This is a genomic window from Halobacteriovorax sp. HFRX-2_2 (assembly GCF_043196705.1).
Taxonomy (GTDB): domain Bacteria; phylum Bdellovibrionota; class Bacteriovoracia; order Bacteriovoracales; family Bacteriovoracaceae; genus Halobacteriovorax_A.
In genome coordinates, this window is record NZ_JBEBMT010000002.1 from 957,357 (window position 1) to 971,733 (window position 14,377).

The 14,377-nt window shown below is 35.9% G+C and carries 13 protein-coding genes; 8 read left to right on the top strand and 5 right to left on the bottom strand.

The window, feature by feature from the left end; translation table 11 throughout:
* The first annotated feature begins 96 nt into the window (after window positions 1-96).
* From ABMA79_RS09950 to ABMA79_RS09965, 4 genes are all read left to right on the top strand, one after another.
* The gene (locus ABMA79_RS09950) at window positions 97-1,188 is read left to right on the top strand and encodes a cysteine desulfurase family protein (RefSeq protein ID WP_393092296.1); all 1,092 of its coding nucleotides are present in this window, start codon (window positions 97-99) and stop codon (window positions 1,186-1,188) included.
* Window positions 1,189-1,199: 11 nt separating this feature from the next.
* Window positions 1,200-2,411, top strand: coding sequence for a tRNA uracil 4-sulfurtransferase ThiI (gene thiI / locus ABMA79_RS09955; RefSeq protein WP_393092299.1), 1,212 nt, complete (start codon window positions 1,200-1,202; stop codon window positions 2,409-2,411).
* A 115-nt stretch (window positions 2,412-2,526) separates the two neighbouring features.
* Entirely contained in the window at window positions 2,527-4,722 is a 2,196-nt protein-coding gene (locus tag ABMA79_RS09960) for a carboxy terminal-processing peptidase (RefSeq protein WP_392860060.1), read from the top strand.
* A gap of 12 nt (window positions 4,723-4,734) precedes the next feature.
* Window positions 4,735-4,980 carry a hypothetical protein gene (locus ABMA79_RS09965; protein WP_392860061.1) on the top strand — a complete coding sequence of 82 codons (246 nt, stop codon included), beginning with the start codon at window positions 4,735-4,737 and terminating at the stop codon, window positions 4,978-4,980.
* Between the two features lie 262 nt (window positions 4,981-5,242).
* Here the strand turns inward: ABMA79_RS09965 and ABMA79_RS09970 are convergent, their stop codons facing one another.
* The 3 genes from ABMA79_RS09970 to ABMA79_RS09980 form a co-directional block, all read right to left on the bottom strand.
* Window positions 5,243-6,340, bottom strand: a complete 1,098-nt coding sequence (locus ABMA79_RS09970) for a type IV pilus twitching motility protein PilT (RefSeq protein ID WP_393092302.1) — start codon at window positions 6,338-6,340, stop codon at window positions 5,243-5,245.
* An 80-nt stretch (window positions 6,341-6,420) separates the two neighbouring features.
* Window positions 6,421-8,064 carry a hypothetical protein gene (locus tag ABMA79_RS09975; protein WP_392860064.1) on the bottom strand — a complete coding sequence of 548 codons (1,644 nt, stop codon included), beginning with the start codon at window positions 8,062-8,064 and terminating at the stop codon, window positions 6,421-6,423.
* A gap of 22 nt (window positions 8,065-8,086) precedes the next feature.
* Window positions 8,087-9,028 carry a hypothetical protein gene (locus tag ABMA79_RS09980; RefSeq protein WP_393092304.1) on the bottom strand — a complete coding sequence of 314 codons (942 nt, stop codon included), beginning with the start codon at window positions 9,026-9,028 and terminating at the stop codon, window positions 8,087-8,089.
* A gap of 44 nt (window positions 9,029-9,072) precedes the next feature.
* Between ABMA79_RS09980 and ABMA79_RS09985 the strand changes: the two genes are divergently transcribed.
* The 3 genes from ABMA79_RS09985 (at window position 9,073) to ABMA79_RS09995 (ending at window position 12,803) form a co-directional block, all read left to right on the top strand.
* A complete protein-coding gene (locus ABMA79_RS09985; protein WP_393092307.1) occupies window positions 9,073-10,071 on the top strand; it encodes an enolase C-terminal domain-like protein in 999 nt (332 codons plus the stop codon).
* A 99-nt stretch (window positions 10,072-10,170) separates the two neighbouring features.
* Window positions 10,171-11,640, top strand: a complete 1,470-nt coding sequence (locus tag ABMA79_RS09990) for a LysM peptidoglycan-binding domain-containing protein (RefSeq protein ID WP_393092310.1) — start codon at window positions 10,171-10,173, stop codon at window positions 11,638-11,640.
* A 32-nt stretch (window positions 11,641-11,672) separates the two neighbouring features.
* Entirely contained in the window at window positions 11,673-12,803 is a 1,131-nt protein-coding gene (locus ABMA79_RS09995) for a glycosyltransferase family 4 protein (RefSeq protein ID WP_392860068.1), read from the top strand.
* A 13-nt stretch (window positions 12,804-12,816) separates the two neighbouring features.
* Here ABMA79_RS09995 and ABMA79_RS10000 read toward each other — a convergent pair whose 3' ends face one another.
* Together ABMA79_RS10000 and ABMA79_RS10005 are read right to left on the bottom strand one after the other, a co-directional pair.
* A complete protein-coding gene (locus ABMA79_RS10000) occupies window positions 12,817-13,215 on the bottom strand; it encodes an ExbD/TolR family protein (RefSeq protein WP_392860070.1) in 399 nt (132 codons plus the stop codon).
* Window positions 13,212-13,730: a MotA/TolQ/ExbB proton channel family protein gene (locus ABMA79_RS10005; RefSeq protein ID WP_392860071.1), complete on the bottom strand. Its 519-nt coding sequence runs from the start codon at window positions 13,728-13,730 to the stop codon at window positions 13,212-13,214. Before ABMA79_RS10005 ends, ABMA79_RS10000 begins: the two co-directional genes overlap by 4 nt.
* A gap of 206 nt (window positions 13,731-13,936) precedes the next feature.
* Here ABMA79_RS10005 and ABMA79_RS10010 point away from each other — a divergent pair, with 206 nt between their 5' ends.
* The gene (locus ABMA79_RS10010; protein ID WP_392860072.1) at window positions 13,937-14,215 is read left to right on the top strand and encodes an HPF/RaiA family ribosome-associated protein; all 279 of its coding nucleotides are present in this window, start codon (window positions 13,937-13,939) and stop codon (window positions 14,213-14,215) included.
* Window positions 14,216-14,377: the final 162 nt, after the last annotated feature.

Genomic DNA, 14,377 nt, shown 5'->3' on the forward strand with positions numbered 1-14,377 from the left:
AGCTTTCAGTAACTTGGAGTGTTTATGATATGGACAGTGTCTAAAAATATCGTTATTTAAGGTACTTACTGTTTAAAACATGGTATAAGGCAATTTATGTACTATTTTGATCACGCGGCCTCTACTAAGCTCTATCCTGAAGTTATTGAAGTTTTATCGAAAAGCTTCGAATTGGACTATCCTAATCCAGCTGCTAAGCATTTAGCAGGAAAGGAATGCGCCAAGAAGATTGAGGGCGCCAGAGCTAATATCTTAAAATTTATCGATGCCAAGAGCTATGGCCTGATTTTCACTTCTTCTGCAACAGAAGCTAATAATCAAATTATTCGCTCAATTGAGGAAGGGATTATCTTCCTAAGTGGAGATCATCCTTCGGTTACAAAAGTTATTGATAACGGAGAAGGCTTTAAGAGTATTGATGAGATTGTTGATGCAGTAACTAGTGAAACTCAACTTGTTTGTATCAGTCTTGTAAACTCTCAGTCTGGGCAATATTTTGAAGTTGAAGAAATCGCACAAGCTGTAAAGGCCAAGAATAGAAAATGTCTCGTTCATGTAGACGCGACTCAAGGTTTTGGGAAGGTTCCTTTTACTCTTAAAGATTCTGAAATTGACTTTGTTACTTTCGGCGCACACAAAATGGGAGGGCCAAGAGGTATTGGCGGTCTTATTTTTAAAGAGAGTAAGGTGCATTTTCTTAAGCGCTATCTTAGAGGTGGGGCACATGAAAAAGGTCTTAGGGCCTCAACTCCTTCTACGTCACTAGTGCTCGCTCTGGCAAAAGCTTGTGAGCTAGCTTTCACAGACTTGGATGATTCATTTGAGAAAGCAAAGAAATTAAAAGAAGAAATTAAAGCTGGGCTAAGTGGCCTGCATAAAAATATTAGTTATCCATTTGAGGATCAAAACACTTCACCATTTATTCTTTGTGTTCTCTTTGAAGGAATTGCGAGTGATATTATTATGAGACACCTTGAAACGAAGGGAATCATGATCTCATCATCAACTGCCTGCTCATCAAAGATTAAGGGATTAAATCCACTTTTTGCGGGCCTTGGGATTGATGAGAAATTTCATAAGAATATTTTGAGAATCTCAATTGGAAAGTCTACGACACAAGAAGAAGTTCAGGGTATGTTGCAAGGCTTTAGTGAAGTAATCGAAGAAATTGGTTTTTTAATTAAATAGGAATAAGAAAGATGTATAAGAGTTTAATTTTAACTGTTGATGAATTATGGCTTAAAGGTAAGAACAGAAAGTCTTACTATAAGAAACTGCAAACAAACCTAAGTCGAATCTTTAGCAAGTATCATCATACATCTTGGAAGTTAAAAAACAATCAACAACGCTTAGTTGCTGAGAGTGCAGAAGAGTTTAGTGAAGAATTAATTCAAAGACTAACTTTTGTAGCAGGATTAAGCTCGGTAACTCCTATGAGATCATGTCCACTCGATCTTGATTATGTATGTGAACTTGCCGTTAAAGAATTAAGTCAATTAACGAATGTTAAGACTTTTAAAGTTCAGACAAAGAGAGCTCTTAAGCAATTTCCAAAAAATAGTGATGAAATCAATCGCTATATTGCGACAGCGATTCTTAAGAATACCGATCTAAAAGTTGATGTGAGAAATCCTGATCTTATGGTTGATGTTAAGGTTATGAATGAAGAGATCTACTTATCATGGGAAAAGATTCCATGTATTGGTGGACTTCCTGTTGGTACGAGTGGCCACGCAGTTACACTTCTATCAGGTGGTATTGACTCACCAGTTGCTAGTTATCTTATGGCAAGAAGAGGAGTCAGACAGTCTTTTGCATTCTTCTATGCTTATCCATATGTTGGGGAAGAGGTTAAAGAGAAAATTTTAGAACTTGGAAAAATTCTATCTAAGTTTCAAGACAGCTTTAAATTATATGTTCTTCCTTATGGTGATATTCAAAATTATATCGCTAAGAATTGTAAGGAAGATTACCGCACGTTATTTTTTAGAAAGTATATGATGGACACTTCTGCATATCTTGCAAGAAGGGCCAAGGCCGGTGCACTAATTATGGGTGATGCTCTAGCTCAAGTTTCTAGTCAGACTCTTCAGAATATGAGTGTACTTGATCGTTCTTGTCCGATGCTTGTGATGAGACCGCTTATTGGGATGAATAAATTAGATATCATCACTGAGGCCAAGAAGATTGATACTTTTGAAACTTCTATTATCCCGCACGATGATGCCTGTTCGATGTTTGCACCAAAACATCCGGTAATTAAGGCCGACACAAAGTATTTTATGGAATTCTGTGAAGAGCATGACCTTTCAGAGTTAATTAAAGAATGCGTGAATAATGCTGAAGTATATCAGTATGATATTCAGGGCAATTTTGAGAAGAAAGAAAAAAGAAATAGTGAGCAGGAGTAGAGCTTTTTGTGCATCGCAAGTAATTTCTTCCTGAATAATTAATCTTTGATTAATGTTAAAGAGGCTTTAAAATATAATTTAGGAACTACCTAATATTATTAGAATTGGAGCTTCAATGCACAAGAAATTTCGAAAGTCGTTGGGACTATTTTTAGGTCTCATTCTTTTATCAACGCCATTTGTCTTAAGAGCTGAAAATGGAATTTTTAGCATCAATAAAGATCAAGTTTTAGGAAACTTATTAATCGAAGTACTCGAAAAACTTCATTATAAGAAATTAAAAATAAATGATGATCTTTCTAAGAATGCATTCAAAGAATTCGTTCAAAAAGTCGATTACTCAAAGCAATTCCTATATGACACAGACGTTAAGGAACTTAAGAAGTACGAATCTTTAATGGATGATGAAATGCGATCGGGGAATTATAAACTTGTCCTTGATGCAATGAAGATTAAAACTCAAAGAATTCAAGAAGCGGATGCTCTGAGAAAGAAAATGTTCAAAGAGAAGTTTAACTTCTACGGAAATGAAGTTGTTGAGCTTGATCCTGAAAAGAGACACTTTGCTAAGAATAAGAGTGAGTTTGAAAAAAACTGGCGTCTAACTTATAAGCAATCTGTAATGGCCCGTTATATTTCGATGAAGGAAGATCAAGAAGATCTAAAGAATCCTAAAAAGAATAATAAGAAAAAGAATGGGAAAAAAGAGAAGAAGAATCTTAGCTCTGAAAAAATCCTAACTGAAAAAGAAATCGTTGCTAAGGCACATGAAGCGATTGATAAGAAGTATCGTTTATACTTTGAAAGACTTCTTAAAGATACTAGAGAAGACTATATGGAACTTTTCTATAATTCAGTTGGTGCTGTATTTGATCCGCACACAGCTTATCTTGCTCCAAAGAGAAAAGAAGATTTTGATATTGATATGTCTGGGCAACTAGAAGGTATTGGTGCCGTTTTATCTGAAGACGAGGGCTATATTAAAGTTGTTGAAATCGTTCCTGGTGGGGCCGCATGGAGACAAAAAGAACTTGAAGTTGATGATTTAATTCTTGCTGTTAGTGAAGGAAGCTCTGAGAAAGAACCAGTTGATCTTGTTGGAATGAGAGTTGATGATGCCGTTAGATATATTCGTGGTAAAAAAGGAACTGTTGTAAAACTTCACGTTAAGAAGGCCGATGGATCAAGAAAGACAATTGGTATTACAAGAGACGTTGTTAAGATTGGTGCTTCATTTGCAAAGTCATCTGTTCTTGAACTTAAGGGTGTAAAAGGGAAGTTTGGTTATATCAACGTTCCAAAATTTTACCGTGAGTTTAATGGAACAATTAACTGTACTGATGATGTTAGAGCAGAGCTTAAAAGATTAAAGAAGCAAAAAGTTAATGGTGTTATTCTCGACCTTAGAAATAATGGTGGTGGTGCTTTAACTGATGCACAACTTATGTCTGGGCTTTTCATTAAGGAAGGGCCAATTGTTCAAACTAGAAACTACTTAAACCAAGTTGAGACACTAGCTGATACTGATCCAGGTGTTGAATATAGTGGTCCACTAATTGTTATGGTAAACCGTTACTCGGCATCAGCTTCTGAAATTCTAGCTGCGGCAATGCAAGACTATAAGAGAGCTGTTATTGTTGGTGGTGCAGTTACTCACGGTAAAGGAACTGTTCAAGTTGTTTATAGCCTAGATCAAGGTTTAAATAAAATGATGGGACAAGAGTTTGGGGCGCTAAAGCTTACAATCCAAAAGTTCTACCGAGTAAATGGTGGTTCAACTCAGTATAAAGGTGTAACTCCTGATATTGTAATTCCTGATCCAATGTCATATGCTGAAAATCGTGAACAAGACTTAACTTATTCTCTTAAGTGGGATCAGATTAAGCCTAAGGAATTCCAAAAGTGGCCTGGTAAACAATACAATATGAAGAAGCTAATCAAAGCCTCTCAAAAACGTGTTACTAAAGATGAGCGTATGCAGAAGATTCAGGAAAGTGTAGCTTATCTAAAGAAGAGACGTAAAGAAACTGAGCTTAAACTTAATATTGACTCTTGGATGAAAGAAGAGGAAGCGAATAAGAAGAAGTTGGAAGATCTAAAACTAGATCAAGAAAATATGAATCTAAACGTAACTCATTTTGAAGAGTCTCTAAAGTCACATGAAACTGTAAAGAAAGGCGAAGAAAAGCAGTGGAAGGAAGACTTCAAACAACGTAAAGAAGAGTGGGTTTCTTCACTACGTAAAGATGCAGGTTTAGAAGAGGCAATCTATATTATGCGTGATATGATTGCTCAGCAAGCTAAGAAATAATAAGGATAAAAAATGGACTTAAATAAATTAATTGATAATTCAGATATTGATCGAGTGATGACAGTTCTTGAAGACATGGATGATGAGCAATTATCAGTTGAGTTACTTAGAAAATTTAATGATAGTACGAAAGCGTTAGGTGAATTACTTATGAATAAAGATCCTAACTTGGATCACGCTCATTGGAAAACTCAATGCGACGATGCTAAAAAGCTCGTCGATAAAGTCGTAACAGAAATTCTGTCACATCAAAAATAATTTTTTAAGGTAAAAAAGAGTAAAAGTTTCAACTTTTTTATATATTTAAAATTAAGTAAGGCCAAGTCATAAGTACTTGGCCTTTTACTTTTTATTGTCTGAAAATTGTTCCCCTTAATAAAAAGGGAAAAATGGCGAATAATAAATACCATGTAAGTCTTTTCTTACTATCCTCACATCAAGTTAGTCTAATTCGCGTTAGACGGATTGGCCCTGGCCCCCACCAGGGCCTTTTCTATTCTTGAGGCAGCATTCGAGATCACTACTTTGTCAGCATAAGTTTTCTCATGAAGTCACTTGCACTACGAACCTCTTTAGAAGCATCTTCTTCAGTAATATAATTACCTTCAAGAAGATTTAGAATTGCTTGATCGAAGCTTTGGCAAGGAATGTCTGCAGAGTTAGTTCCACCATTTTCAATAATAGGAATAATACGATCTAATGGCTCATCTCCACGGATACATTCTTTTACACCTGGACCTGTTACCATGATCTCTTGTGCAACACGAACTCCGTTAGATGATTTTTTTGAGCGAATCATACGCTGCGAAATTGTAGCATAGAGTGAGTCTGCAAGGCGTTTCCTCGCATCCGCTTGTTCTTCCCCTGGAAACATTGAAATAATACGACTAATAGTCGAGATGGCATCTGTTGTATGAATTGTTGCTAGGACGAGGTGTCCTGTTTCTGCTGCTTTTAGGGCAATTTCAATTGATTTTTGATCTCTAAGCTCTCCCAGTAAAATTATATCTGGGTCCTGTCTTAGTGCAAATTTAAGTGCGTCTTCAAAATTATCTGTATCAACTCCAAGCTCTCTTTGAGTAATACGAGATTTCTTTTGTTCATGGATAAATTCAATAGGGTCTTCAATTGTAATGATATGCTTTGCTCGGCGCTCATTGATATAATTAATCATACTGGCAAGGGTAGTGGATTTTCCAGATCCTGTTGCCCCAGTTACTAGAATAAGTCCTCGTTTTGCGCGAATGATTTGCTTAAGAGAATCACTTAAACCTAGTTGCCTATAGCTTGGAATGTCTTTTTTTATGACTCGAAAAACGAGGCCATTTTTATTATTGAATTTAAAGTAGTTGAATCTTAGTCGGCACTTGTTTTCAAAATCAAATGATCCATCAAGGTCTTTAATTTCCTCTAGTTCTTGTTGATTTTTATCGCCGATAAGTAGACGAAGAATATCGTAGATACTTTCTTGTGTTAGTAGTTTGTTTGATTTAACAGCGACCATATCGCCGCTAATTCTAAAGCAAGGGGTTTCATCCGCCCTTATATGTATGTCACTGGCATTATTATCAATTGCGACATTGATTAGTGACTTGAAATGAGTATACTCAAACGCCATTTATGTCTTCCTTCATCGTATAGTTAGATACTTGTCGGAAGACCGTGTGAAAAAGTTTAGTATTATGTGTTTTTAATACCTTACTTAGCGTATCTCTTTCGCATCTCCCAAAGAAGATTGCTGATATATGGCCTTCTTGACTCCTTCGTTGTTAACATCAAAAGTTTTGTAATCTTAAGATTCTTAGGGTCTGAGTAGAGGAGAATTAGCATCTCACGAATGAAATTTGTTGAGAGAGTAATGTAGTTATCTGTTCCAACTCCTAGTCTTACACCTTTTTTCTCCCACCAAGAAAATGGATGGTCTTTAAAGTCTGGAAAGACTCCAGTTAGCTTAAGGTTTGAAGAAGGAAGTGCTACTAGAGAAACACTTTTTTGAATAATACGATTAAGAATATCGTGTTGATAGTGCTCAACTTCACGGGCGTTGTGAAATTTTGTCTTTAAAAATAAAGTTACTTCATCAGCAGTTAGAGGCTCTCCTTTAAAGAGCTTCTTTTTCACACCAATAGCATATGACTCCCATTCCATTTCTTCTAGCTCATGGCCTTCTGTGGACTTCTTATCAATTGCTTGGTGTTTAGCATTTACCTCAACAATTCTTTGGAAAAGGCGGTGGTAGTAATAATTTGGATTGATACCAAGGCTTAGTCCGTGCTCAAGGGTATCGATATGCCAAATATTCATCGCATTATCTACTGATTGAATACCTTTCTTTAATGTAAGCCATGTTTCACCGTGGTGTGAGCGAATCTTTAATCCACGATACTGAAGCTTGCGCAGGCCACTTTTAAGTTCTTTAAAATGCGCCTTACGGTAAAGGGCCTTCTCGTCTCCAACTGTATCTACTTCAACGAGATTCTCTTTTAAGTATGGGTATTTCTCTAAGATCTCTAAGAGAGCATCTACTTGGTGTTCAAAATGTTCTTTTTTAGTTTCAAAATTTGTATCATCAAAGAAGTTCAATTCCTTTCTAAATGAAGGAGAGAGGATGAACTTGAAGCTTGGTACTTCTTTTTCAAACTTCTTAAAGCCTTCATAAAGACCTAGGACAACATCTTCTTCCGTCACTTCGCCAATACCTGGGATTTGTTCGGCATCCATCTTTGAAGCACGAGAAAGTGTAAACTTTAGTCTAATACTTCCAACGTTGTAATTTTCGTACAACTCTTTTGCCATATGATAGGCAGCGTCTTGGTGTGCCTTCTTTGAAGTCAGAATAAGTTTTGCTAAGAATAGAATACGAAGGTAAGTCGCAAATTGTTCACCTTCTTTTAGGCGGATAAGGTTATCCACATCCTCGACACAAGTGATAGGAATGGCGTCCTCTCCATATACTTCCGCAATCCTCTTCTCATAGATTTTCTTATTCTTGCCACTTAATAGCTTCTTAAGTCTTGGATAGATAAACTCTGCATTCAGCGAGCCTGTTAAGTGGATATGTTCTTCATAGTATGGAATTGGAAACTTTTGAAAGAAGTTAAAGACCGCATCTGAGACTGGGTGATTTAGGAGAGTTTCAATATCAACTTCATCAATTTGAAAAGAAGACAATAGCTTCATGAATTCAAGAACGGGCTTTTCTAGTAGTTGGTTGTCACGAATACTAGGAGAGTGAACGAGTAGCTCAAGAGTGTCATTTAAAGAGATACCATTGGTCTCACTGACAATTCTAATAAGCTCACATTCGATATTGTTGATGATTTGTTCTTTTCTTTTTTGCATCTTCTACTTCTCTCTAACTAAATTATTTGGTCTTGTTATAGATATTTTGTACTTTGTTAAAATTTTCATTTAAGCGATCATCAATGATCTTTGATTTAAATTTGGTGCTCCACTTATCAGGATGGTATGTTTGCACTAATTTCTTATACTTCTTTTTTCGGTCACTTTCTTCATTTAGTGAACTAAATTCGCCACTTAACTTACTTTCATTAATAGGGAAAATTGCGAAGAGTTCATCATATGAAGCATTTACTTTTTTAGTCATACTTTCAAACAGGGTCTCATTTCTTCTTGGCATTGAGATTTGCTCTTGATTTATAAAGCCCTCAATTATCTCCACTTGGTTTGCAGACTTTGCGGAGTAGGCAATTAGGAAAGTAAGGATATTCTTATCATAGTGCTTGTGTTCAACACGATCTAAGTTTTGAAATAAAAACACTGTTGTTGCATAAGAGATAAAAGCCTCTTTAGATAGTTTTGACTGATTAACTTTTCCAAGTTTCAGTAGCTCGTCTTTAGAGAAGAACTGCTTTATAAAGGGATTAATTAGCGTATTTAGTTCTTCTTTATCGAATTTATAGTCTTTTCGTAATCGATTTAAAATCTCTTCTCCTTCCTTGAAATCACCCCATTGGAGAGAGGAGAGAAGCCCTTGAAAGAATTTTAAATCTTCATCTGTTGCAAACATTTGTTTCTCTTCAAAGTAAGATAATAAAGTTCGTTGACCATTCTTTGTCGAACTAGACGTTTGGGACTCACCTGGGGCCGAGCTACCAGAGACTGACATTCTTTCAATCTTTCTTCTAACCATCTCATCAAACTCTTCTTTGGAGTGAGACTTATTGGTTTTCTTGTGAGGATTAAAAATTCCATCAAAGAATTCTTTGAAAAGAGGCGCAAGCATATAGGCCAAGACAATGGCAATAAATGCTAGTGTGATATTTGAAATTATTTTTGGTAACATAATTTAGTCTTTTTAATAATTATTTTAACGCTTTAAGGCATAATATGGAATGGGCAATAGATACACGACTAGTTAACTTAAATAAACCATGGAAGATTTCTGGAGCTGAGGTTTTGGCCAAGGAAATCATTTATGTAACACTTAAGAATGGTGATTACAAAGGTTATGGAGAGATTAGCTACGGCTCAAAAGAAGATATTAGCATTGAAGACTTAAAGCTAGAACTTGAGCGATTTGCATCAGATTATGAATCGGCAGGAATCGTTCAATATAATGAATTAACTCAGTACCTTGACCAATATGATTTTCATGTTCCTCGTCTAAGACTAGGAGTTGAAACGGCATTTCTTGATTATCTCGTTAGAGCAACAGAGCTAAGTCCTTGGAAAATTCTTGGAACTAATACTGTTAAGAGTGTTGAGTCTCTTGATTCATTTCCTGTCTTTGACTCTTTGGAAGAGGGAAGAAAGCTTCTTGAGGAGGCCGATACTAATGGTGTTATCAAGCTAAAGATTACTCACGAGACCTTTCCAGTTCAAGTTGAGCTGATTAACGAGTCAAATCGTGTATTCGTTCTTGATGCTAATGAGTCTTATGCAAATAATCTGAATTTATTACTTGAGCACTTAGCTCTGATTGAAGATGAGAATGTTCTCTTTATTGAACAGCCTCTCTATCGTAATGAATTTGATCTATATAAAGAATTAAAAGAAAAATCACCGATTGATGTCTTTCTCGATGAAGGCATTGAAGATCACAGATTCCTCGATCCATTTAAAGACCTTTGTCATGGTGTTGTTCTAAAAACATCAAAGGCAAATGGGCTTATGAAGACCTTTGCTCAACTACAGCAGGCCAAGAAGCTTGGACTAAAGACAATGCTTGGCTGTATGGTTGAATCGACAGTAGGGATCGCGTCTCTTTTTAATATCGCATACGGTTTTGATTATTTTGATTTTGATGGTTTTACAAAGTTAAAAGATGATTCAGAACCTCACGTTATTTGGGAAAAAGGAAAAGTGATTTTGTCTAATATGAATTAAATTCCCCCCCTCGAAAAATTGTGGTGTTCATTTAAAATAGTAAGATATGTAAATTGGTAGAATTACAGTAAACCTGTATGGAAGCTTTTTGGGAGCCCAATGAAAAAAATCAATATCTTATTACCTTTATTTATTCTTGTATCATGTGCGAATGTTAAGCCTACTTATGTTGGTGAAGCACCCGGACAAAATCCAAAAGTGATTGTAAAGGAAGTCGTAAAGTATAAATCAAAAGATGTCGGGAGTGTAAAGGCCTATACCATTAATAATATGGATAAGCTTGAGCTTCACTATCATCAAAAGCACTTTGACTTTTGGGTAAAGTATTTTACTGAAAAAGAAAGGGACCTCTTTCTACGCTATGTTAATAATGGTGCCCGCTACCGTAATGTGATTGAAAAAATTATGCGTTCTCATGGGATTCCAGAGGATCTATTCTTCGTCGGCCTAATTGAATCAGGTTATAACACTTTTATTAAGTCTAAGGCCGCAGCAGTTGGCCCATGGCAGTTTATCAAGGCGACAGGTAAGAGATATAAGCTAAGAGTTGATAGTTATGTTGATGAAAGAACTCATATCATCAAATCAACAGAGGCCGCGGCCCAGTACTTCAAAGATCTTTATAATATCTTTGGTTCTTGGGAGCTTGCTCTTGTAGCGTATAACAAAGGTGAGTATGGAATTATCAGAGCAATCAGAAAAGGTAAGACTCGTGATTATATGAAGCTTGTCTCTCGTAAGCTTATTCCTACAGAAACAATTTACTATGTTCCAAAAGTTGCTGCTGTTCGTGAGATCTATAATAATGCAGCAAAATATGGGATGAAAATAACTGAATCAAAAGATAGTCCATTTGAAAAAGTTAAGCAGCTAAATGTTAGAGGATCTTTTGACTTATATAAATTAGCACGCGCTCAAGGTGTTGATGTTAAAACATTAAAAGTTCTAAACCCAGACTTAAAAAGAAAATGGGTGAAGGTAAAGAGAAGACATGCGCAAAGTATTTTCCTACCTTCTAAAGACTTTACGGACTATGATTCTTTAGCAGAGTACGAAACTCGCAAGTATATTAAAGTTGCAAGCTCTTCAAATGGTAAGAAGTCAAACGGTGTCTATAAAGTAAGACGTGGTGACAACCTATCAATTATTGCAAATCGTCTTGGTGTTAGAGTAACTGATCTAAAGAGAATTAATGGTATCAGAGGATCAAAGATTCTTGTGGGTCAAAGACTTAAGTATCATTCAAAAGGTGAGATTGTTACACATAAGGTTAGTCGAGGTGATAACCTTTCTGACATAGCTCGCAAATACGGTGTAAGTGTTTCGAAAATTAAATCTTTAAATAACCTTAAGTCTAGCCGTATCTTCATTGGGCAAAGATTAAAGATTTCGACAACGAGAGTACCATCAAGTGTGGCCTATAAGAGATACCGCGTTCGTCGTGGTGATAACTTAACTGCAATCGCTAGAAAATTTAAGACTTCAATCGGTACGATTAAAAAAGTAAATGATATCTCAGGATCTGCTTTATATGCGGGACAAGTGATAAAAGTTCCAAGTGAGGGATAGGCAAATAGTTGCCTTTCCCTTATACTAATCAAATGAAAATTGGATTTGATGCAAAGAGAGCATTTCATAACTTCAGAGGCCTTGGGAATTACTCAAGAGACCTCATTGCAAGTTTAAGTCGCTATCACACACAGAACTCATATTATCTTTTTACACCAGAATTTGATGACCCTAGGGCCATCCACTGGTTAGATCAATACGATAATTTAAATATTGTTAAGCCTAGTGATTTTTGGTCAAAGAAATTCCCAGCAGCATGGCGATCATTTAAGGTTGCAGATGAAGCAAAGAAATTAGAAATTGATATTTTCCATGGCCTATCACATGAGCTACCAAATGGAATTGAGAAGACTGGAATTAAGAGTGTCGTGACAATTCACGATCTTCTCTTTATGCGTTTTCCTGAAAATTTCAAGTGGCTTGATCGTCAGGTCTATCTTCGAAAAATTAAATATGCTACGGAAGTTGCAGATGTTGTTCTAGCAATTTGTGAGCAAACGAAGAGTGATTTAATAAATTATCTTGGTTGTGACCCAAATAAAATTAAAGTAGTTTATCAAACATGTAATCCACGTTTTTATTCTCCTATCCCTGTTGAGAAACAAGTTGCAACAGTTGAGCGCTATGGCGTTAATGACAAGTTCATTCTCTATGTTGGAGCAATCGAGCCAAATAAGAATGTTCTAACTCTCGTTAAGGCCTATGCTGATATTAAAAAATCAATTAATCATAAGCTTGTTATTATTGGAAATGGTGGTAGTTATAAGAAAGAAATTGAAAGCTACATTCACTCAAAAGGCCTTGAAGATCGCATCATGATTTTATCAAATGTGACTAACGATGACCTTCCGGCATTTTACCAGCGAAGCGACTTATTTGTTTTTCCTTCTTTCTTTGAAGGTTTTGGTATCCCAATCATTGAAGCTCTTTTTTCAAAGACTCCTGTCATCACTTCTAAGGGATCTGTATTCCCTGAAGCCGGTGGCCCAAATACGATTTATATCGATCCTAAAGATAAGCATGAGATGAGTGAGCAAATTGTTAATGTTCTTACGAATTCAGATCTTGCTTTTGAGATGGTAGAAGAGGGCCGTAACTTCGTTGAAAAATTTCATCGTCGTAAGACGGCCCAGAATTTAATTGATTTGTATTCTTCTATGTAAGGTTTTTCTAAATCTACTTTTCAGTAATTAATGAGAGGTTAGTTAAGCTGTATTTCTTTAGAACATCTAAAATACGCACTAGCCTCGAGTATTGAACTTCCTGATCAACTCTAAGATCAATCGGCTTATTCTTATCTTTAATGGCCGCAAGTTCTGTATCAAGCTGATCGACAGTGTACTTCTTACCAGCGATGGCAACTTCTTCTTTAGATAATTCAATTGTTAATACTTTAGAATCTGCAGATGCTTGTTCTCCTGATTCTGTTTTTGGTAGATTTAATAGAAGTGCAAGCTCAGACTTCTTAAATACAGTCGAAGTCATAAAGAAAATTAAAAGTAGAAAGACGACGTCAATTAATGGGGTGATGTCAGCATTTGCTTCTTGTCTTGTTCTTTTTGTGCGAGAACTCATAGAACTTTTTCCATAATTTCTTTTTCAAGCTTTGTCTCTAGTTTATCTACTGAACCCAGTAGGTAGTTGTGACCAACAAAGTGAGGAATTGCAACGATCATTCCACCAACAGTTGTAATAAGTGCCATTGAAATACCTTGAGCAAATGATGCTGGATTTGAAAGTCCCGTTTCAGACATTACATGGAAGGCCGTAAGTACACCAACAACTGTTCCAAGAAGTCCAAGAAGAGGTGAAATCGTAGCAATAATCTTAACTGTGTTTAGACCTTTTTCAACATTCATAATATGTCCGGCCAGATATTGCTTTGCAATCTCGATAGTTGATGAAGTATCCATGTGCTCACCATTATCTTTGATTTTCTTTTGAATATCATTTGATGTCTGTGCCGTCATTTTCATCTCTACTGAAAGAAAATAAGCTTTTGATAACATGATTGCCCATCCCACTACATTGATAAATAGTAGAATATACATAATTAGACCACCCTGTTGGATGTATTCATATAAGCGCATTGCGTCTCCTTTATTATAAAACATATTAATTTTATTATAAAAATGGGGCCATGAGAACACTAAAATATTTTGATCAGATATGCTCAATTCAAACAATTTATTACTTTTAGAGAATTTTACAGAAATCTAACATAGCTCAGATAATTAATTGTGCTGGCCTGATATTATATATCCATAGAGGAACACAGGAAAAAATTGGAGGTCCTATGAACTACGAACTAAGCTTTCATAACGTTGATCACTCAGCTGCTTTTGAGAATTATGTAGCTAAAAAGTTAAAGGGAATTTCAAACGACTTTAGGAATGTGGGTCATATTCAGTTCGTGGCCGATAAGAAAGGTCCAGAATATGTATTCTCGGCCAATGTAAACGGTCACAAGCATCAGTTCCACAAAAAGGCCAAAGGAGATAATGTATACCAAGCAGCTTCTGATGTCTTAGTTGCTTTTAAAAACTGGTATCGCGACCAAAAAATTGCAAGCTAGTTAAATAAGATACTAAAGTACTAGGTTAATTTAACTCTCAATTCAAACTAAACATGTGCCCAAAGTTTTTTACTCAGACGTATAAACTTTGGGCATTTTTTTCCGATAAATTTTAAGTAGTAGACTCTTTCATGGTGGAAAGGGATCTCAAAATTTAAAGGA